This window comes from Halorubrum sp. CSM-61, from assembly GCF_003781945.1.
Classification (GTDB): Archaea; Halobacteriota; Halobacteria; order Halobacteriales; family Haloferacaceae; genus Halorubrum.
The window spans coordinates 71,967-91,868 of sequence record NZ_RJJW01000009.1 but is presented as its reverse complement, the minus strand read 5'-3'; the positions used below and the strand labels follow the sequence as shown (position 1 = coordinate 91,868).

Sequence of the window (19,902 nt, the reverse complement as noted above, 5' to 3'; positions counted from 1 at the left end):
CAAATGGGCGTCCGAGGATTCGACAGTTTACGACTCGTACTCCGCCCACACGTACCGCGTCCCGTAGCTCCGGTAGGGCCGCCACGCCTCGGCGATCTCGCGCATCTCCGCGCGGGTCAGCTCGTCCCCGTCGTTGTACACCCGCTCGATCCCCTTCCGCACCGCGAGGTCGCCGAGCGGGAGCACGTCCTCGCGGCCCAGCGCGAAGATGAGGTACATCCGCGCGGTCCACTCGCCGACGCCGCGGATCTCGGTGAGCGCGGCGACGACCGCCTCGTCGCTCGCGTCCGCGAGCCCCTCCCGCGTGAGGTCGCGGTCGCCGTCGCTAAAGGCCGCGGCGACGTTCCGCAGGTACTCGACTTTCGTGCCGCTGAGCCCGGCCTCGCGGAGGGCGTCCTCGTCGGCCGCGAGCACGAGGTCGGGCGTCGGATCGCCGCCGAGGGCGTCGAGGAACCGCCCGTGGATCGCCGCCGCGGAGGCGGTCGAGAGCTGCTGGTTCACGATCGAGGTACAGAGGCGCGCGAACTCGTCGCCGGCCGGCTCGACCGCCAGCGGGCCGTGTCGGTCGATCAGCCGGGCCATCGTCTGGTCCTCGCGTAAGGTCGCCGCGACTCGCTCGTTCATCGAGGGTCAGTAGGGCCCGGAGACGGGAGTGGGTTTCTCCCGCGAGCCGCACGCGAATAAACTTACAGTACGTTTCCCGTTTGGAAGATGAAAACGTTCAACCATTACGGTTCCGACCGTTCCGGTATGCAGCTCGAAGACGTCCAGCGCGTAGCGGTCCTCGGCGCCGGGAACATGGGGCACGGCATCGCGGAGGTGGCCGCGCTCGCCGGCTACGACGTGGCGCTGCGGGACATCGAGGAGGAGCTCGTACAGGACGGCTACGACCAGATCGAGTGGTCGCTCGGCAAGCTCGCCGAGAACGACCGGATCGGCGAGGAGGAGGCGGAGGCCGCGCTCGACCGCGTGGAGGCCTTCGTCGACCTCGAAGACTCGCTCGCCGACGCCGACGTGGTGATCGAGGTCGTCCCGGAGAAGATGGCGATCAAGAAGGACGTGTACGACGAGGTCGTCGAGTACGCGCCCGAGGAGGCCGTCTTCGTCACCAACACCTCCAGCCTCTCGATCACGGAGCTCTCGGAGGTGACCGACCGCCCCGAGCGCTTCTGCGGGATGCACTTTTTCAACCCGCCGGTCCGGATGGACTTAGTCGAGGTCATCTCCGGAAAACACACCGCGGAGGACACCCTCGAGCTGATCGAGGGGCTCGCGGAGTCGATGGGGAAGACCCCCGTCCGCGTCCGGAAGGACAGCCCGGGATTCATCGTCAACCGGATCCTCGTCCCGCTGATGAACGAGGCGGCGTGGATCGTCGAGTCCGGCGACGCGACGATGGAGGCGGTCGACTCCACGACGAAGTTCGACATGGGGCTCCCGATGGGCTCGTTCGAGCTCGCAGACCAGGTCGGCATCGACGTGGGCTACCACGTCTTGGAGTACATGCACGAGGTGCTGGGCGAGGCGTACCGCCCCTGCCCGCTGCTCGTCGAGAAGGTGGAGGCCGACGAGCTCGGGAAGAAGACCGGCTCGGGGTTCTACGACTACGAGAACGGCGGCGCACAGGTCCCTTCAGACGCGATCGACGCCGACGTTCGCAAGCGACTGCTCGCCGTGATGGCCAACGAGGTCGCCGGGCTCGTCGGAAACGACGTGGCCGACCCGCCCGCGATCGATCGCGCGGTGATGCTCGGCGCCGGCTTCCCGGACGGCCCGGCGAAGCTCGCCGACGGCGAGGGGCTCGACGCGCTCGTCGACGTGCTCGACGAGCTCCACGAGGAGACGGGCGAGGAGCGCTACGAGGCCACCGACTACCTCCGCGAGGCCGCCGAGGCCGGCGGCTTCCACGGGGGGAGCGGCGGGGACGCCGAGGACGGCGAGGGCGCCGAGGGCGACGCGTTCGCCGCCTACGACACCCTCGACGTCGCCGTCGAGGACCGCGTGGGGCACGTCGAGATCGACCGCCCGCACCGGATGAACACGATCAGCGGCGAGCTGCTCGAGGAGCTGTCCGACGCGATCGACCGCCTCGACGCCGACGACGAGGTGCGGGCGATCCTGCTGTCCGGCGCCGGCGACCGCGCGTTCTCCGCCGGCGCCGACGTACAGAGCATGGCCGCCGGGGGTGCGGAGCCGATAAGCGCCGTCGAACTCTCGCGGCAGGGCCAGCAGACGTTCGGGAAGCTCGAAGAGTCCGACAAGCCGGTCGTCGCCGCCATCGACGGGTACTGTCTCGGCGGGGGGATGGAGCTCGCGACCGCGACCGACATGCGGATCGCCTCCGAGCGCTCGGAGCTCGGCCAGCCGGAGCTCGATCTGGGGCTTCTCCCCGGCTGGGGCGGGACCCAGCGGCTCGCCCGGATCGTCGGCGAGGGGCGCGCAAAGGAGATCATCCTCACCGCCGATCGCTACGACGCCGAGACGATGGCCGACTACGACTTCGTTAACGAGGTCGTCCCCGACGACGAACTCGACGAGCGCGCGTGGGAGCTGGCCGAGTCGCTCGCCGCCGGCCCGCCGATCGCCCAGAAGTACACGAAGCGCGCGATGCACGCCGGCCGCACCGACGGCGAGGCCGGCCTCGAAGTCGAGGCGATGGGCTTCGGCCACGTGATGAACACCGACGACCTCATGGAGGGCGTCACGGCGTTCATGGGCGACGGCGAGCCCGAGTTCGAAGGGAAGTAGGGCGCGAGCGGATCGGCTCTGGTAATTGGGCCGATCGCGTCTCCGACGGCTTATTTATAAATGGGTACTCGCGGAGTGGCAAAGAACACCGCCGAAGCCCCAGCCGCTCGGCCGAACAATAATGCGCCTTATAAACAACTGATCGACACGGACACCGCCTCGCGGCTGCCCCTTCGAGTCCCGCCCCGCACGGCACCACCCCGCACCTCACGCCTCCCCAGCCTCGTCGGTCGCCGTCGCTTCGCTCGGCGACCGACTCCAGCGAGGGACCGGAGGTCCCTCTGGCAGCCGGCGCGTAGCGCCGGCGACCTCGCGCGTGCTGTCTCGCGGCGCTTCGCGCCGCTCGCAGGCACGCGCCACTAGGAAAGGTCGGAATTCCGATCCGCGGTCCGGTTACTGCCGGTTATTTAAAAACAGTCGCGGTCGCTGGGCTCGCTAGCCGCCGATTGGTTCGACGCTTAGACGTACCCTTCCTCGACGAGCAGTTCGCCGTTGAGCAGCGAGGCGCCCGCGGCGCCGCGGATCGTGTTGTGCGCGAGGCAGTTGTACTTCGCGCCGGCGTCGGTCGACTGGACGCCGCCGGCGACGATGCCCATCCCGTCGGCATACGTGCGGTCGAGGCGGGGCTGGGGGCGCTCCGGCTCGTCCTCGCCGAACACCTTGATGAGCTGATCGGGCGAGCTGGGGAGGTCGCCGGTGCCCTCGAACGAGCGCATCGCCTCGCGGAGGTCCTCGGGCGAGGGGTCCTCGGCGAACTCGGCGAAGACGTTCTCCAGGTGACCGTCGAGCGTGGGAATCCGGTTACAGGAGGCGGCCACGTCGGCGCCGTGGAGGTGGACCTCCGCGCCGTCGAACTCGCCGAGGAGCTTGCGCGACTCCGTCTCCATCTTCTCCTCCTCGCCGCCGATGTGCGGGATGGCGTTGTCGATGATCTCCATCGAGGTGACGCCGGAGTAGCCGGCGCCGGAGACCGCCTGCAGGGTGGAGACGCGGACGCTCTCCAAGCCGAACTCGTCGATCGCCGCGAGGGTGGGGACCATCGTGATCGTCGAGCAGTTCGGGTTCTTGACGAGGGCGCCGTCCCAGCCGCGCTCGTCGCGCTGGACCTCGATCAACTCGAGGTGACCGGGGTTGATCTCGGGGATCGTGAGGGGCACGTCGATCGCCATGCGGTCGTTCGAGGAGTTCGAGGAGACGACGTATCCCTCCTCTAAGAACGCCGGCTCGACCTCGGCGGCGACGCCCGAGGGGAGCGACGAGAAGAGGAGATCCACGTCGTCGTCCGCGATTCCCGCGGGCGTCGTCTCCGCCACCTCCATCTCGGCGACGTCGTCCGGGATCGGGGTGTTCACGCGCCACTTGGCCGCCTCGCGGTAGGTCTCGCCCGCGCTGTCCGCGCTCGCGGTGACCGCGGCGAGGTCGAACGTCGGGTGGTCGTCGAGGAGCTGGATGAACCGCTGTCCCACGGCGCCGGTGGCGCCGAGGATGCCGACTCGTACAGACATTGCGCGTGGGTCCGTGACAGGGACGTAAGTGCGTTCGGATACGCGTCGATTCCCCGGCCGCCCTCGGCGGTTGCGCGGCGTCGCGCCCTCGCCGGTCCCGCGACGTTGCGCCCCCGGCCGGCGTCGCGGCACGCGACGTTTATATACTTGCTCGTGACAGTACGTGACAATGAGTGATTTCGGAGCGCTGTCCGTCGTCCCGCCGGTGCTCGCGATCGTGTTGGCGGTGATCACCCGCAAGGCCGTGCTGTCGCTGTTCCTCGGGATCTGGTCGGGGGCCGTCATCGTCACGGGCGGGCTCGGGATCGTCCAGACGTTCGAGTGGATCGTCGCGGCGGTCTCCGACGAGTTCCAGGCGACCATCCTCGTGTTCACCCTGCTGCTCGGCTCCGGCGTCGCCATGGTGTGGAACCTCGGCGGCACCGCCGCGGTCCGCGACTGGGCGCTCGAACGCCTCGACTCCCAGCGGAAGGCCGGGCTCGTCGCGTGGGGGCTCGGGATCGTCCTCTTCTTCGACGACTACGCCAACACCGCGATCGCCGGATCGGCGATGAAAGACGTCTCGGACCGCCTCCGTATCTCCCGCGAGAAGCTCTCGTACATCGTCGACTCGACCGCCGCCCCGGTGGCGACGCTGGGGATCTCCTCGTGGGTCGCGTTCCAGCTGTCGCTCATCTCGGAGGGGTACGACGCCGCCGGGGTCGCCGAGGCGAACCGCCCCGGCACCTTCGAGGTGTTCCTCTCGTCGATCCCGTTCAACATGTACGCGATCTTAGCGATCGTGATGGTGCTGTTGATCGTGGTATCGGGTCGCGACTACGGCGAGATGCTGACCGCCGAACACCGGTCGTGGACCTCCGGAAAGGTGACTCGCGACGAGGCCGTACCGATGCAGGACGTGGCCGGCGAGCTCGGCGAGCCGCCGGCGTCGACGCCCCGGCTCGTCAACTTCTTCGTGCCCGTGGCGGTCCTGATCGCGGTCACGGTCGCGACCGCGCTGTGGTCCGGCGGGCTCTCGCCGGCGGCGTTCCTCGGCGACCTGCTCGCCGCCGAGTTCGGCTCGGCCGGCGGACAGTTGTGGGACGCCGCGCTCAACGCCTCCTACGAGGTGGCGCTGATGATCGGCTCGTTCGCGATGGTCGCCAGCGGCTTCGCCCTCGGGAAGGCGTACGGGATCTTCGGGGTCGCCGACGCGACCGAGTACACGATCGACGGGTTCGGAATCATGCTTACCGCGGTCTCCATCCTCGCGCTGGCGTGGGGGATCGGCGAAGCCATCGACGCGCTCGGCACGGGAGATTACGTCGCGACCGCGGCCGTAGGCACCGTCTCGGCGGCTCTCCTCCCCGCGCTCGTGTTCGTCGTCGCCGGCGTGATCGCCTTCTCGACCGGCACCTCGTGGGGGACGATGGGGATCGTCACCCCCATCGCGATCCCCATCGCGTGGGAGATCAGCGGCGGCGGCGCGGCGGGCCACACCCTCGTGGCGGCGATGGTCGGCGTCATCTTCTCGGGCGCCATCTTCGGCGACCACAGCTCGCCCATCTCCGACACCACCGTCCTCTCGGCGACGTTCACCGGCGCCGACCTGATCGACCACGTCCGCACCCAGATCTACTACGCGGTCACCGTCGCCGCCGTGGTCGTCCTCCTGTTGGTCGTGTGGGGATTCACCCGGGTGACGCCGCTCGCGCTGCTCCCGCTCGGCGCCGTCCTGCTCGCCGCGCTCGTCTACCTCCTCTCCGAGTTCGACGCCGCCCGCCGCGGGATCGACCCGGTGTCGGTCTCGGAGCCGCAGACGGACGACGGCGAGCGCGTGGTCGTCGCCGGCGAGGATCAGCGCGACTGAGCGCCCACCCGACCTTTTAAACGCGCTCGCCGGCTACCGTCGGATGCGCGCCCTCAGTCCCCGCCCGAGTACTCCCCGATGGGAGCGATGACAGCGCGGAGAACCCAGGCGCGTCACATGTGGTCGCTGACGCGACCCGCCCGTCGCCGCGCAGGCGACCGCCCGCCACGAGGGTTTCCCGGTCGACGCGGCACGCCGCCGGAGATGAGACCGGTCGTTAGTGTTGCGGGCGACAATCTACTAGTAGAGAGCTACCGCCACGAAACAACTCCACACACGACGGTTGTATTGTAATCCTCAGCAGATGATATATTTTGCCTCGGTTGTGATCAAGACAGACTGAGGAGTGAGCGATAGCGGGAATGGGTGTCGCAGATCGGTGACTACGAGACAGTATTCAAACAGCCGTGAGCGACGACGATAGCTTATAAATACGGTGCGGTGGCGCGCGCCTCCGAGCGCCCTGATAAGGGTGCGAGGAGCGCGTGCGAGGGAGCCCGCGGCCGCCTCTGGCGGCCGCGGCGAGGCTGGGGAGGTGTGAGGCTGCGGTGCGGGGCGGGACTCAAAGGGGCAGCCGCTGAGGGCGGCGCAGGCGATGTAAGCACCGCAAGGAGGGAGCGAACACCGTGAGCGACTGGGGAGCGTGGTTCGAGAGAGCAAAGCCCTCTCGTCATCACGAAAGGCGCTTCGCGCCTTTCGAACGACAGCGAACGTGCGCCGCCCTCAGTGGCTGGGGCTTTGGAGGTGTTCACCCCAGCACCGTCGTACACTTATAAACAGCCGCCAGCAACACCACTCGATCGCGTATAAACAACCGTTTCACCAATTCGCTATACCTACTCCCGCCATCGATCAAGAAGCACTCTTCAGCGACCGGCTGTTTCAGACGATAATATGTCTCTGAATAAGAGGATTTCAACAGAGCCGAGACTATTCTGTGGTGATCTTGATCTGCTATCACTAGGCAATAGCTTTACATTCTAACCAGATAGATTCCACGCAACTTGCTGCCAGCGAGCCATATAGATGACTGGAACAGGCAGTGACGAAACAGACGATGATTGGACTGACGTATTTGACCCGATGCGGGTTGAGCAGTCAGTAGAATACGATCAAATAGAGAATGCCATAAATCGGTTTGAGCGGACGATTGACCATCAGATCGATCTGTTACGGGAAATCGATAACAAAGCCCAGCGTGTAGTTCAATACACAGCTGTTCTGATTGGTGTTCTCTTCACTGCAATTTCACTCATCCCAGAAACGGATAGTGTCTCACTCGCAGATGGTGGATTGATCGCAACCATTTCGTTCTTGATTGGGTTAGGGGGTTTTCTCTTGGCGATCTGCGCGGCAATCATTACCTTCCTGAGTAGCGTTCAAGAATATGGACTTGCGCGAGAGTTTGGGTATAACGTTTCGGACGAAGTTTTTGATGATCAGACATACAAGCAGGCCATCCTGAACAGCTACGCTGATGCCGTGGCCGAAAATCGCCGTGTCATCGCTGTTAATGCCCAACGATTCGGATACTCCTTGGCCGCGCTTTTCGTAGGGATCGTGTTTTCGTCGCTTGCCGGATTTCTCTTCCTCACCTCATTCAGTCTGAGAATAAACGTTTCTCTCGTGGGGGTGGCGACAATCCTTGTAGCCGTAGTAACCTATGGGATATTCACGGAACGATTTTTAGTGCTGGAGCGTGACCTTCCAAGTGATGACTGACCCAGAAAAACGGACATCCGCGGCCGAGCTGGAAGATGCGGACGGGGTCACAGTAGATGATGATGGTCGGGTTCGGGCGAAGATGGTAAAAAACGCTAAGGGTGCGGCCGCCGAGGACGACGAGTAGTTGTTACAGCGGGGCAAGACGGAAGCCCACTCGCTTTAGCGGTAGGATGAGACCGACACAGATCCATCAACTATTGTCCTGATTGTCGACAGGATATTTACACACGATGTCGGCGTATCAAGTTGTGGCTGGTCTCAGTACGATGGCCGATACGTATCCGAACCGAGACGCGTTCGGTGGGCAAGAAGAACACACCCCCATTAGATTTGATTAGATCTGCGTTTTTGTGGGTATAAGGCCTTCAAAACGGGTACTACACTTTCTCCGAGCCTACTAGTAGATTTTCGTCCGGTAGTGTCGCGGGCGACATTCTACTCCAACAGCACCGAGAACCCCCACTCCGCGGAGGACTCCGGCTCGGCGTCCTCCGAGACGACCGAGACCGTCGTCTCGAAGCGGTGCTCTCCCACCGGGAGACACCCGTCGGCGTCGGGGGTGGCGTACAGGTCGACGAGGCGCTCACTCGACTCGCCGGCCCCGATCTCGAACGTCCGGTACTCCTCGGTGATCGCGATCCGCTCGGTGAGCCGCCAGCAGTCGGGCTCCGCGGGATACTCCCGATCGCTCCCTCCGGGGAGGAGGATGAGTACCCCGGAGTCGCTGGTGACGTATTCGAAGTGGACGGCTCGGCCCTCGCCGACTCGCAGCGTCTCGTCGCTCGCGTTCTCGAGCGTCGTCCGGAGCCGCGGCGGGTGGTCCGACGTGGCGGTGTCGCGGACGACCTCCACGGACGGTCGGATCGGGAGGTCGGTGTCCTCGTCCACGGCGGCGACGGTGATTCCGGGACCGCCCGTTCCCGGGGGGCGGGTCCCGTCGTCGCCGGAGCCACCGTCGAAGCAGCCGGCGAAACCGCCCACGAACGCGGTTCCGATTCCCCCGACGTACTGCCGCCGCAGTGGGTGCATGCGTCACGTATGGCCCACAGCGCGTATGGTTATTCGTGCTCAAACCGTCGGTCCGGTCGTTTTCCGCTCGCACTCCGGTTTTGCGGATATCTCGCACTCCGGTTTTGCGGATATCTCCGACTCGTTACTGGACCGGCCCGTCGAGGAACTCCCGCACCGCTTCCGTGAAGAACGCCGGGTTGTCGATGTTCGACGCGTGTCCGGCGTCGGGGATCTCGGTGACCGAGACCGCGTTCGGGATCAGCTCGCCCATCAGCGCCGCGTGATCGCGCATGAGGGACGGCTCGTTCTCACCGTAGAGGACGAGCGTCGGGACGTCGATCCGGGAGAGCTCGACGTCGCCGCCGCGGGGGAAGGCGACGAGCGAGTCGACGATCTTGACGAACTCCGCGTGGGAGATCGTCGGACCCGTGTCGATGAGTTCCTGGACGGTTCCTCCTTCGCCCGCAACTCCGGGCTTGATGAGATCGCCGACGGCCATCTGGATCCGGTTGAGCGACTTGTACCGGACGACGCGGTCGAGAGCGGCGAAGACTCGGAGGTTGGCGAAGAGGAGCCGCCCGGTGAGACCGAGCGGGGCTTGAGTGAACGTGTCGGCCAACACGAGCCCCGAGAGCGTTTCGGGATACGTCGCGGCGTACGCCTGGGCGATGCATCCGCCCAGCGAGAGCCCGCACAGCACGGGCCGATCGAGGTCGAGGGCCGCGAGCAGCGCGTGCAGATCCTCGACGTAGAGGTCGACGGTGTAAGTCGGTACGTCCGACCCGCCGGTTCGGCCGTGACCCCGGACGTCGTAGGCGACCGTTGTGAACTCGTCGGCGAGCGCGTCCGTCTGGGGCGCCCACATACGGCGGTCCATGATCGCGCCGTGAACGAAGACGATCGGGCGTCCCTCACCCCGTCGCTCGTAGTACGTCTCGATCCCGTTCGTTCGAATCGTTGGCATGGTTGTGATATAGTTAGTTATCTAACGAACGGGAGTTCATTCCCGCAACACCATTGGCCCGATGGCGAGCGTCCGCTTCGCGAGGGTGAGGACGCGGAGCACGTAGGAGACGAAGAGCAGGAAAGGGAGGAGCGTGACCGCGAACGCGCCCCCGACCACGAGCGTCAGGTGGTCGATCCCGAGGGTGCTCCCGGGGAACGTCCCGGCGTCGACGACCGCGAGCATGAGGCCCGCGACGACCAAGGCAGGGACCGCGGCGTAGAGGATCTGCCGCGAGAGGTCGATCAGCGCCCACTGGAAGTAGATCGTCTTGACGTGCTCGCGGCCGGGACCGAACAGCGACAGCGACTCCTTGAGCTCTTCGAGCAGGTCGCGCTCGCCGTCGGTGAGCGCCTCGCCGTGGTCGTGGGCGATGTCCTCGATCCGGCCGATCTTCGGGCCGTAGTCGAAGTCGAGGGCGGCGAACACCACGTCGAAGGTGCCGAACTCCGCGCCGTCGAGCTGTCCGCGCACTGTGTCGGCGTTCTCGACGACTTCCGCGGCGAGCTCGTCGACGTCCTCTCGGAGGGCGGTTCGGTCCGATTCGTCACCGTTGTCGCCCCGCTCGCGGACCGGCTTGTGGACCGACTCGCGGAGGCCCCGAGCGCGATGGGACGCGGCCGCGATGATCGCGTCGAGGAACGGAGCGGGGTCCGTGGGGACCGGCGAGCCAGTCAGCTCCTCGATGGAGTCCCGGACCGCGAGCGTTCCGTTCATCCGCTCCTGCTGGTCGCCGAGCGGGCCGTTCTCCTGCGTGAGTACGACCTGACCGATCGTGACCACGAGCGTCGCCCCGGTGACGATCACCGTGATCATCGAGGCGAACAGCGTCTCGATCGGGTCCTTCGCCTCGACCTTGCCGGCGAGGGAGGGGGAGAAGGCGGTCGCCGCGGCGACGAACGCGACGAAGACGGCGACCGTCAGGACGCCCGCGACGAGGAGCCGGTTCGCGCGCAACAGCAACCAGAGCTTCGCCCGGTTCTCGTCGACGCGCTCCCGCATCGTGTCTGCGGTATTCGCGTCGCTGTCGGCGTCGGGGGAGGTATCGGTGTCGCTGTCGGCGCCGTCGCCCGCGCCCGACGCCACCTCTGAGTCTTCGCTCATCGCGCCTCGACGGTCACGGAGAGGTCGTCGACGTAGTGGGTCGCGTCGGCCTCCCAGATCACCGCCGTGCCCACGGCGAGGTGGAGCGTGTCGGTCGACAGCTCGGTGGTGGTCCACTCGAAGGCGTACTTCCGCCACCCGTCGGCGAGCCACAGCGCGTCCCGGAGCCCGCCGTAGGGCGTCTCACCGAGGTCAGTCGTGTTGAGCCCCGGCTGGGGGAAGTCCTCCTCGGTCTCGGGCGGCTCCGGGCCGAGGCGCATCAGCGCGTGCCGGATCGTGTTGAACGACTCCGACTCGCTCCAGAACTGCCCGCTCACCTCGATCCGGTACGCCTCGCCGGAGTCGACGGAGATCGGGTGGGTGGCCCACGTGACGCCGTCGTCGTAATCGCCCTGGTTCCAAATTCGGAGCGAGCGCTCCCCGGAGGCCGCCTCCTCCTCGGAGACGGACGCTTCCCAGTCGAACTCGTCGATGTTCACCTCGGGACCGATCGCGGCGCCGAACTCCCAGTCGCCGATCCCGTCCTCGAACCCCTCCTCGAAGGCCGGACCGTCGCTCCCGCCGGTACACCCCGCGATCCCGGCGAGACCGGCGACCCCGATCCCGCCGCCCCTCCGGAGCAGCTCGCGCCGTCTCACGGCGACTCACGTCCGTCCATGACGAACGCCAAAACGCCCGACCGACACATAAGTAGAAGGTGCGTTACGGGTCTGAGCGGGTCGGGTGACCGCAGTTCGGTGGATCGATTTTAACACCGGCGTTCGAGAACGAGTACGCACATGACACCGGGAGGGTCGACCGCTCAGCTCGCGGTCATCGCGCTCGCGGTTCTGGGCCTGTGGATCGGCGCCCGCGCCCTCGTCGACTCGACGGTGCGGATCGCCCGGCGGTTGGGAGTCAGCGAGCTCACGATCGGGCTGACGATCGTCGCGGCGGGGACCTCGACGCCGGAGCTCGCCGTCTCGCTCGTCGCGATGCGACAGGGTCACGTCGGGATGTCCGTGGGCAACGTCGTCGGGAGCAACGTGTTCAACGTGCTCGGTATCCTGGGGATCGCCGCTCTCCTCCGTCCGCTCACCGTCGGCGGCGCGGCGATCGAGACGCTCGTCTGGCTGACGGCCCTCACGGTGCTGATGGTCGCGGCGCTGTGGTCCGGACGGCGGCTCTCCCGCGCCGAGGGCGCCCTCTTCGTCTGCTCCGAGCTGGCTCGATGGGTGCTGGGGCTGTTTCGGATATTCGGGTGACGCGGGCCGCCTCGGATACGGTCTACGCCTCCGAGCACCCGTCCGTCGGACGGATATCCGAACCGTTATCGGTGGCGGCGCGGAGGGCGTAACCGTCGCACGATGAATCCGGTCTTTCTCGCGCACGTCTCCGTCTTCGGGCTCTCGGCGCTCGCGTGTCTCGCGGTGATCCCGCGTGCATTGCGGATCCGCCGACACGACACCCGAGAGGGACTCGTCGCACTGCTCGTGTCGGTCGTCGGCTGGGCCGGCGGCTACGTCGGGTACCTCGTCGCCCCGGGCGAGTCGACGAAGATGGCGCTGTACATCGTCGGGTTCGTCTTCGCGCTGTTCGCGGTCGCCGCGTGGCTCTACTTCTGTGCGGCCTACACGGGACGATCGCCGCGGCACGCGCCGTACCGCCGGGTCGTGATCGGGACGTTCGTCGCGACGGCGGCGCTGAAGGTCACCAATTCGGTCCACGGACTCTACTTCACGACCGCGTGGGCCACGGAGCCGTTTCCCCACCTCGCGATCCGCCACGGTGTCCTCTACTGGGCGGTGCTCGGGATCTCGTATGCGGTCATCGCCGTCGGGTTCTTCATGCTGATCGAACAGTTCTACTACACCGGCGCCGACAGTCGGCCGCTGATCGTACTCGCCGCGCTCACGGCCCTCCCGACCGCGGCCACCGTCTTCGGCGGGACCGCCTCGTGGCTGCTACCGCTGATGTACGAGCCGCCGGGTGTGGCGCTGTTCGCGGTCGGCACGCTGTTCGTCTACTTCCGCCGGTTCGAGGCGATCCAGTTCGCCGCCGAGAGCGACGACGCCGCGATCTTCTTAGACCAGTCCGGCCGGATACGCGACTACAACCGGGCCGCCCGCGAGCTGTTCCCGGCTTTGGGGGGGTCGATCGGCGACCCGTTGGAGTCCGTCCTTCCCCGGATCGCCATCGACCGCGACGACGACGAGGTCATCGAGATCCGGACCGGAGACGAGGCGTCCCGGTGCTACCAGATCTCGCGCAACGCCTTCACGTCTGGCGGCGCACCCGCGGGAGAGCTGCTCACGATGGACGACGTTACCGAGCGAGAGCGCTATCGAGTCCGACTGGAGGAACGGACCGAACAGCTGGAGGAACGGACCGGACAGTTGGAGGCGTTGAACCGCGTCGTCCGCCACGACATCCGCAACGACATGACCGTAATCCACGGTTGGACCGAGACGCTCCGCGACCACGTCGACGAGGAGGGGCAAGACGCGATCGAACGCGTGGTCAGGGCGTCCGCGCACGTCATCGAACTCACCGAAACCGCCCGCGACTTCGTCGACTCGCTCGCCGGCGACGCCGTGCTCGACGTGAAGCCGGTCGCGCTCGACGAGGTGTTGACCGCCGAGGTCCAGACCGCTCGCGACTCCTTCCCGAACGCGACGTTCCGGGTGTCCGAGGACCCGACCGGAGTCACGGTGCTCGCCAACGAGATGCTCGCGTCCGTCTTCCGGAACCTCCTGAACAACGCGGTCCAGCACAACGACACCGACGAACCCGAGGTGACGGTCGCCTGCGAGGAGGTCGACGACCGGATCCGCGTCCGAATTGCCGATAACGGTCCGGGCGTTCCGGACGCGGAGAAAGACGAGATCTTCGGGAAAGGCGAGAAGGGGCTCGAAAGCGCCGGCTCCGGGATCGGGCTCTACCTCGTCTCGATCCTGACTCGGCAGTTCGACGGCGAGGTGTGGGTCGAGGACAACGACCCGCGCGGCGCCGTCTTCGTCGTCGAGCTCGCACGGCCAGAGAGGACGCGGACGGCCGAGTAGCCGACGGCGACGCCACGGTGGAAAAAAACTGCGGTCGGGGACGACACCCATTTAGAAACCGACCGGACGGTTCGCTCCCCGCTGCGGTCTCGCCTTCCGGACTCATCGCTCCTCGCTTCAGTCGTCGGAAAAGGTCCGGGTGCGAGAATCGAACCCGATTGCGAGACTCGCTACTGCTCGTCTCGCGTGGTTCGATTTCGCCTTCCGGCTTTCTTCGTCACTACGTTCCTCAGAAGGTCCGGGTGCGAGAATCGAACCCGCGTCTCAGCCTCCACAAGGCTGAAGGATAGTCCACTACCCTAACCCGGACACGCGTCGATATCTATCCCGCTTTGATAAATAACCGTTACGACTCCCGGACGGGCGTGTGGTGCGGTGTCGTTCGGGGAACGGATCGGGTCATCGGAGATACGCGTCGAGCGAGTCGACGACGAGATCGACGAATGCGTCGCCGACTCGGCCCTGCCACGCGATCAGGTCTTCGCCGCGCTCCGGTCGCATCACTCCTCGCGCTCGCTGACCTCGCGGAGCGCGTACGCGTCGGCGTCGATCTCAGCGGCGATCTCCGCCCGAGTGAACGCCTTGTCGCGATGCGCGTAGAGGTGTGCGACCACGCGTTCCGGGACGCTCGGCCCGTCCGGCAGGTCGCCGGACTCGAACTCCTCGATGCGAACGGGCATGGTATATACTTCGTGTACTTTTGAAATAAATGTACGCCCGTACCGTATCCAGTCGGCCCCACGACCACGCCGTTTTTACTTCCAGCCGGCGTATTCGGGGGCAACCGTGGCGTTCACCGACAAGATCTACGTGAAGAACCACCGGCAGCTCGCCTCCCAGCTGGAGACGAACATCCCGAAGGGAGCCTTCGCCGGCGCGACCCTCGACATGCTGTTCACCGGCGACGGGCTCTCGAAGCTCGACTCGACGACGCGGGACCGAATCTTGGACTTCGCGGAGGACTTCCTCGACTGCGACTGTCAGGCGAACCCGTACTGCGGCTGCCCGGAGGAGAAGTTCATGCGGTACGTGTTGGAGCTCCGGGCGGAGGGGCTCGGCCCGCAGGCGATCGTGGACGTGATGAGCGACGACTACATGGTGTACGCGTACACCGGCGACGTGCTCTCCTTCCTCGACGACTCGGTGCGGCAGCTGGAGGCGTTAGAGACGCTGGCCGACGTCGAGGGCAACGAGGAGATGTCGGAGCGAGCAAGGAGAGCGAAACGCGAGCTGGCGGGATAATCGGTATTCGCGAGTAGAGTCCCTGTCGGTTATTTATAAACGGTTATCGACGGATCGATGGTGAAGGCCACCAAAGCCCCAGTCGCGAAAACGGCGCACGCTCGCTGCGCGCTTCAGTCGTTCGCTCCGCTCACTCCTTGCAGTGCTTACGTCGCCTGCGCCGTTTTCGCGACTGCCCCTTTGAGTCCCACCCGACCGCACAGCACCGTAGCCTCACACCTCCCCAGCCTCGTCGGTCGGCCTCCGCGTTGCTCCGGCCGACCGACTCCCTCGCACGCGCTCCTCGCGCCCAGAGGGCGCTCGGAGGCGCGCGCCACCGCCATTTCTTTATAAGTCGAAAGCGATCGATGGAGGTACTCACGCCGTTCACCGAATTCCCGCCTCCCCGGAGCGTCCGAACGGTCTAAGTGCGCTCACACCCGAACTCGACCAATGAGTCTTCGGCCCGCGTGGTTGACCTTCAGGCGGTACGCGGCGACGACGACCGGGATGACCCTGGTGCTGTTCGCGCTCGGCGTCTACACCGCGGCGACGGGCTCGGGGCTGGCGTGTCAGGCCCAGTGGCCGCTCTGTTCCGACCAGCTCATCCCCGCGCTGACGATCAACCCGGACTTCATCGAGTGGTTCCACCGCGTGTGGGCGATGGTCACCGGGTTCCTCATCGTCGGCGTCGCGGGCTGGACGTGGATCGGCGACCTCGACCGCCGCACCCGGCTGGCGGCGACGCTCGCGGTCGCGATCCTCCCGCTGCAGATCACGGTCGGCGCGATCACCGTCACCGTGGGCGGCCTCGTCCCCGGCGGGTACACGGTGTCGACGCACGCCGCCCACCTGATCGTGGCGCTGGGGATCTTCACGCTGCTCGGGCTGACGACCATCTGGGGCGGCGGCCGCGGCTCCCCGCGGCTGCTCCGGGCCGCGGTGGGGATCGCCGCGGCCGGGATCGTCGCCAGCGCGGTCTTCTCGCGGGCGGTCCCGTTCGTCACCTACTCGCCGGGCGCGCAGGCCGGCTTCTACGCGACCGGGCTCGCCGGCCACCTCGGGCTCGTCGCCGCCGTCGCGTACGCCACGGAGGCCGTCCGCACCGGCTACCCGGGTCTCGATCGGTCGACCGCGAGGACCGCCCGCCTGCTCGTCGCCGGGTCGATGGCCGCGCTGGTCGGCACCCTGCTTCTGGGCCGCGACCTGGTGTTGTACACCGCGTTCTGGCAGCGGCTCAACCTCGTCGCGCTCGGCGTCGCCGCTGCGCTCGCGCTCGGCGCCGCGTGGACGGTCAGGGGCGTCGGGTCGGAGGGGACGACGGCGAACCCCGTCCGCGGCGACTGAGGGCCCTCTCCGCCCGAGGAGGAAAGCTTAAAATCAGTTCACGTTCACCCTCAGGTATGTCATACCGCGCGGAGACGGACATGAGCCGTCGTACGTACCTGAAGCTGACCGGCGGGGCCAGCGCCGTCGGGCTGACCGGCGTCGCCGGCTGTCTCGGCGACGACAGCACCACCATCACCCCGGGCACCGCGCCCGGCTTCCCTCCGTTCGAGATGCAGGAGGACGGCGAGCTGGTCGGCTTCGACATCGACCTGCTGGAGGCCGTCGTCGGGGAGACCGAGTACGAGCTGGGCGAGTGGGCCACCTTCGAGTTCGACTCGCTCATCCCCGCGCTCACCCAGAACGAGGAGATCGACGTGATCGCCGCCGCGATGACGATCACCGAGGACCGGCAGGAGACGATCGCCTTCTCGGACCCCTACTGGGAGTCCGATCAGGCGATCCTCGTGCGCGAGGGCGGCGACTTCCAGCCGTCGTCGTGGGAGGACTTCGAGGGCGTCCGCGTCGGCGCGCAGTCGGGGACGACCGGCGCCGACCAGGTGTCGACGAACCTCATCGAGCCCGGCATCATCTCCGAGGACGACTACTCCTCGTACGACAGCTACGTGTTCGCGGTCGAGGACCTCGCGAACGAGAACGTCGACGCGGTCGTCATCGACCTGCCAGTCGCGGAGACGTTCGCGGCCAACCGCGACGTGGAGGTCGCGTTCGTCGAGGAGACCGGCGAGCAGTTCGGCTTCGGCATCCGGCAGGGCGAGTCGGAGTTCCAGTCGGCGCTGAACGACGGGCTCGCGACCGTCCGCGACGACGGGACGTACGAGGAGATAACCAGCACCTGGTTCGGACAGGAGTAGGATGTCGGACCCGGGGACGCTCGCGCTCGCGGCGGCCGCCAGCGTCGCGACCGACCTCCCGGCGGGCGACGGCCTCGCGGCGCTCGCGGCCGCCGGCGGGTCCGCGGACTGGTGGGTCGTCGGCGAACCCGCCGACTGGGGGTTCGTCCGGCGGAACGCCGACTACCTCGGGGTCGGCGCCCTGCTCACGATCGGCCTCACATTCGCGTCGATCCTCCTCGGGTTCGTCGTCGGGTTCCCGGCCGGCGCGGTCGAGGTGTACGGCGACGGGCTCCTGAAGCGAGCCGTCAGCACGGTCGGGATCGTGCTCCGCGGGACCCCGATCGTCGTGATCCTCATCGTGATGTACTTCGTCGTCGGCGTCCCGCAGATCAACCTCGGCGTCGCCTCGATATCGTCGGCGATGACCGCCGGGATCTTGGGGCTCGGCCTGCGCAGCGCCGCCTACCAGTCGCAGATATTCAGGGCGTCCCTCTCCAGCGTCGACGAGGGGCAGCTCGAGGCGGGTCGCTCGATCGGGCTCTCGCGGTTCGAGGCGGTCCGGTACGTCGTCGTTCCGCAGGCCCTGCGCCGGTCGATCCCGGGCTTTCAAAACGAGTTCACGATCGTGTTGAAGGACACGAGCATCGTGTTCGCGATCGGGCTCGCGGAGCTGCTGACGCGGGGGTACGACCTGTTCTCGGAGCAGACGACCGCGGTGCTCGAAGTCATCCTCTTCATCAGTGCAATCTACTTCGTCCTCACGTTCACGACGAACCGCGCGCTCGACTACCTCGGCGACCGCTACGCGATCCCGGAGGGTGAGTCGGCGTGAGTGACGACGACTTCCTCCGCGTGACGGACGTCTCGAAGTGGTACGGCGACGAGAAGGTGCTGGAAGACGTCTCCTTCGAGATGGATCGGGGCGACGTGACCGTCCTGATCGGCCCCTCCGGCTCCGGGAAATCGACCATGCTGCGCTGCGTCAACCGGCTCGCGGAGGCGCAGGAGGGGTCGATCCTGCTGGACGGCGAGGAGGTGCTCTCGCCCGATCTCGACGTCGACGAGCTCCGCCGCGAGGTCGGGATGGTGTTCCAGGGGTTCAACCTGTTCGCGCACCTCACCGCGGTCGGCAACGTCGCGCTCGGCCCGCGCCGCGTCCTCGGGCTCTCGGAGACGGCGGCCCGCGAGCGCGCGGAGGAGCAGCTGGAACGCGTCGGACTCGCCGACCAGCTCGACTCCTACCCCGCGGAGCTGTCCGGGGGCCAACAGCAGCGGGTCGGCATCGCCCGCGCGCTGGCGATGGAGCCGAAGCTCATGCTGTTCGACGAGCCGACGAGCGCGCTCGACCCCGAGCTCATCGGCGAGGTGTTGGAGGTGATGCACGGGCTCGTCGAGGAGGGGATGACGATGCTCGTCGTCACCCACGAGATGAGCTTCGCGCGCGAGGTCGCCGACGAGATCGTGTTCCTCGACGACGGCCGCGTGGTCGAGCGCGGACCGCCCGAACAGCTGTTCGATCGCCCGGAGGAGGAACGGACCGGCCGGTTCCTCGAACGGATCGCGAGTCACGACTGATGGCGAGCGCGACGAGACCCGCGACGGTACGGGAACGCGTGGCCGACGCCGACCGTTCGGTCGGCCGGCTCCTCCTCGTCGCCGCCGGCGCGCTGTTCTGGGGCTGGCTCGTCGCGAGCTGGGTCAACCGGTGGCTCGGCGGCGTCCTCGTGCCGGTCGGCCAACCGCTGATCCCGGCGGGCGCCGTCGAGACGGCCTTCGCGGCGATTCCGGGATTCGCCGCGTACGCGGCCGACGCCGCCTTCGTCGTCGAGCTGACGCCGGAGCTGTCGCGGGGCACGTGGCTCACGGTCGTGATCACCGCCGTGAGCCTCGTTCTCGGGTTCTTCATCGCCGTCCCGCTGGCGGTGACCCGCGTGTACGGCCGGTTCTCGGCGTGGCTCTCGCTGGCGTACACCGAACTGCTGCGCGGCACGCCCCTCCTCGCGCAGCTGTTCGTGCTCTACTACGGGCTCAACCTCGCGAGCTACGTCCCCGGCGCGTTCTCGGGCGTGTTCGCGCGGGACGTGGTCTGGGTGGCGATCCTCGGGTTTACGCTCAACGGGGCCGCGTATCAGGCCGAGTACATCCGCGGGGCCCTAGAGAGCGTCGAGGAGGGGCAGATCACCGCGGGCCGCGCGATCGGGCTCTCGAAGCTGGAGACGATCTACTACGTCGTGCTCCCGCAGGGGCTCCGGTACGCGATCCCGTCGTGGACCAACGAGTTCGTCTACCTGATCAAGTACTCGTCGCTGGCGGCCTTCATCACGGTCCCCGAGCTCTACTACCGGGCCGACCAGATCGCCTCCGAGACGTTCCGGTACACGCTCATCTTCGTCGTGACCGGGGTGACGTACCTCGCCTTGGTCCTCACCGCCTCGAAGCTGATGGAGCGCGTCGAGGAGCGCGTCTCGATTCCCGGACTCGGCGCCGATAGCGAGGAGTGAGAGGCTCCTCC

Annotated in this window: 19 protein-coding genes and 1 tRNA gene; 12 read left to right on the top strand and 8 right to left on the bottom strand. The window is 67.0% G+C overall.

Annotated features, from left to right (window positions below; translation table 11 throughout):
* Positions 1–27 precede the first annotated feature (27 nt).
* Positions 28–624: a DNA-3-methyladenine glycosylase gene (locus EDM04_RS15080; protein ID WP_123623532.1), complete on the bottom strand. Its 597-nt coding sequence runs from the start codon at positions 622–624 to the stop codon at positions 28–30.
* A 126-nt stretch (positions 625–750) separates the two neighbouring features.
* Here EDM04_RS15080 and EDM04_RS15075 point away from each other — a divergent pair, with 126 nt between their 5' ends.
* Positions 751–2,748, top strand: a complete 1,998-nt coding sequence (locus EDM04_RS15075) for a 3-hydroxyacyl-CoA dehydrogenase/enoyl-CoA hydratase family protein (protein ID WP_123623530.1) — start codon at positions 751–753, stop codon at positions 2,746–2,748.
* A gap of 458 nt (positions 2,749–3,206) precedes the next feature.
* Here the strand turns inward: EDM04_RS15075 and asd are convergent, their stop codons facing one another.
* A complete protein-coding gene (gene asd / locus EDM04_RS15070; protein ID WP_123623528.1) occupies positions 3,207–4,253 on the bottom strand; it encodes an aspartate-semialdehyde dehydrogenase in 1,047 nt (348 codons plus the stop codon).
* A gap of 169 nt (positions 4,254–4,422) precedes the next feature.
* Between asd and EDM04_RS15065 the strand changes: the two genes are divergently transcribed.
* The 3 genes from EDM04_RS15065 to EDM04_RS19000 all read left to right on the top strand — a co-directional run bounded on the left by EDM04_RS15065 (position 4,423) and on the right by EDM04_RS19000 (position 7,951).
* Positions 4,423–6,102, top strand: coding sequence for a Na+/H+ antiporter NhaC family protein (locus tag EDM04_RS15065; RefSeq protein WP_123623526.1), 1,680 nt, complete (start codon positions 4,423–4,425; stop codon positions 6,100–6,102).
* Between the two features lie 1,026 nt (positions 6,103–7,128).
* Positions 7,129–7,824, top strand: a complete 696-nt coding sequence (locus tag EDM04_RS15060) for a hypothetical protein (RefSeq protein WP_123623524.1) — start codon at positions 7,129–7,131, stop codon at positions 7,822–7,824.
* Positions 7,817–7,951, top strand: a complete 135-nt coding sequence (locus tag EDM04_RS19000) for a hypothetical protein (RefSeq protein ID WP_277424151.1) — start codon at positions 7,817–7,819, stop codon at positions 7,949–7,951. The genes EDM04_RS15060 and EDM04_RS19000 overlap by 8 nt, the downstream gene beginning before the upstream one ends.
* Positions 7,952–8,262: 311 nt before the next feature.
* Here EDM04_RS19000 and EDM04_RS15055 read toward each other — a convergent pair whose 3' ends face one another.
* The 4 genes from EDM04_RS15055 to EDM04_RS15040 all read right to left on the bottom strand — a co-directional run bounded on the left by EDM04_RS15055 (position 8,263) and on the right by EDM04_RS15040 (position 11,583).
* The gene (locus tag EDM04_RS15055; protein WP_123623522.1) at positions 8,263–8,856 is read right to left on the bottom strand and encodes a hypothetical protein; all 594 of its coding nucleotides are present in this window, start codon (positions 8,854–8,856) and stop codon (positions 8,263–8,265) included.
* A 124-nt stretch (positions 8,857–8,980) separates the two neighbouring features.
* Positions 8,981–9,802, bottom strand: a complete 822-nt coding sequence (locus tag EDM04_RS15050; RefSeq protein WP_123623520.1) for an alpha/beta fold hydrolase — start codon at positions 9,800–9,802, stop codon at positions 8,981–8,983.
* Positions 9,803–9,838: 36 nt separating this feature from the next.
* Positions 9,839–10,945: a hypothetical protein gene (locus tag EDM04_RS15045; protein ID WP_123623518.1), complete on the bottom strand. Its 1,107-nt coding sequence runs from the start codon at positions 10,943–10,945 to the stop codon at positions 9,839–9,841.
* Positions 10,942–11,583: a hypothetical protein gene (locus EDM04_RS15040; RefSeq protein ID WP_123623516.1), complete on the bottom strand. Its 642-nt coding sequence runs from the start codon at positions 11,581–11,583 to the stop codon at positions 10,942–10,944. Before EDM04_RS15040 ends, EDM04_RS15045 begins: the two co-directional genes overlap by 4 nt.
* 141 nt (positions 11,584–11,724) lie before the next feature.
* Here EDM04_RS15040 and EDM04_RS15035 point away from each other — a divergent pair, with 141 nt between their 5' ends.
* Together EDM04_RS15035 and EDM04_RS15030 are read left to right on the top strand one after the other, a co-directional pair.
* Positions 11,725–12,189 carry a sodium:calcium antiporter gene (locus EDM04_RS15035; RefSeq protein ID WP_123623514.1) on the top strand — a complete coding sequence of 155 codons (465 nt, stop codon included), beginning with the start codon at positions 11,725–11,727 and terminating at the stop codon, positions 12,187–12,189.
* 102 nt (positions 12,190–12,291) lie between these two features.
* Positions 12,292–13,986, top strand: a complete 1,695-nt coding sequence (locus tag EDM04_RS15030; RefSeq protein ID WP_123623512.1) for an ATP-binding protein — start codon at positions 12,292–12,294, stop codon at positions 13,984–13,986.
* Between the two features lie 236 nt (positions 13,987–14,222).
* On the opposite strand, the gene EDM04_RS15025 is transcribed toward EDM04_RS15030, so the two are convergent.
* Together EDM04_RS15025 and EDM04_RS15020 are read right to left on the bottom strand one after the other, a co-directional pair.
* A tRNA-His gene (locus EDM04_RS15025) sits at positions 14,223–14,295 on the bottom strand.
* A gap of 191 nt (positions 14,296–14,486) precedes the next feature.
* Positions 14,487–14,666, bottom strand: coding sequence for a hypothetical protein (locus EDM04_RS15020; protein ID WP_123623510.1), 180 nt, complete (start codon positions 14,664–14,666; stop codon positions 14,487–14,489).
* A 106-nt stretch (positions 14,667–14,772) separates the two neighbouring features.
* On the opposite strand from EDM04_RS15020, the gene EDM04_RS15015 reads away from it, so the two are divergent.
* The 6 genes from EDM04_RS15015 to EDM04_RS14990 all read left to right on the top strand — a co-directional run bounded on the left by EDM04_RS15015 (position 14,773) and on the right by EDM04_RS14990 (position 19,891).
* Positions 14,773–15,228 (top strand): DUF5814 domain-containing protein, encoded by a 456-nt coding sequence (locus EDM04_RS15015; RefSeq protein WP_123623508.1) that lies wholly within the window; start codon positions 14,773–14,775, stop codon positions 15,226–15,228.
* Positions 15,229–15,660: 432 nt separating this feature from the next.
* Complete coding sequence (locus EDM04_RS15010) at positions 15,661–16,554, top strand: COX15/CtaA family protein (RefSeq protein WP_343198564.1); 894 nt, start codon at positions 15,661–15,663, stop codon at positions 16,552–16,554.
* A 56-nt stretch (positions 16,555–16,610) separates the two neighbouring features.
* Positions 16,611–17,408 (top strand): basic amino acid ABC transporter substrate-binding protein, encoded by a 798-nt coding sequence (locus EDM04_RS15005; RefSeq protein WP_123623506.1) that lies wholly within the window; start codon positions 16,611–16,613, stop codon positions 17,406–17,408.
* A gap of 1 nt (position 17,409) precedes the next feature.
* A complete protein-coding gene (locus EDM04_RS15000) occupies positions 17,410–18,222 on the top strand; it encodes an amino acid ABC transporter permease (protein WP_123623504.1) in 813 nt (270 codons plus the stop codon).
* Positions 18,219–18,965, top strand: coding sequence for an amino acid ABC transporter ATP-binding protein (locus tag EDM04_RS14995; RefSeq protein ID WP_123623502.1), 747 nt, complete (start codon positions 18,219–18,221; stop codon positions 18,963–18,965). Before EDM04_RS15000 ends, EDM04_RS14995 begins: the two co-directional genes overlap by 4 nt.
* Positions 18,965–19,891 carry an amino acid ABC transporter permease gene (locus tag EDM04_RS14990; RefSeq protein WP_123623500.1) on the top strand — a complete coding sequence of 309 codons (927 nt, stop codon included), beginning with the start codon at positions 18,965–18,967 and terminating at the stop codon, positions 19,889–19,891. Before EDM04_RS14995 ends, EDM04_RS14990 begins: the two co-directional genes overlap by 1 nt.
* Positions 19,892–19,902 lie beyond the last annotated feature (11 nt).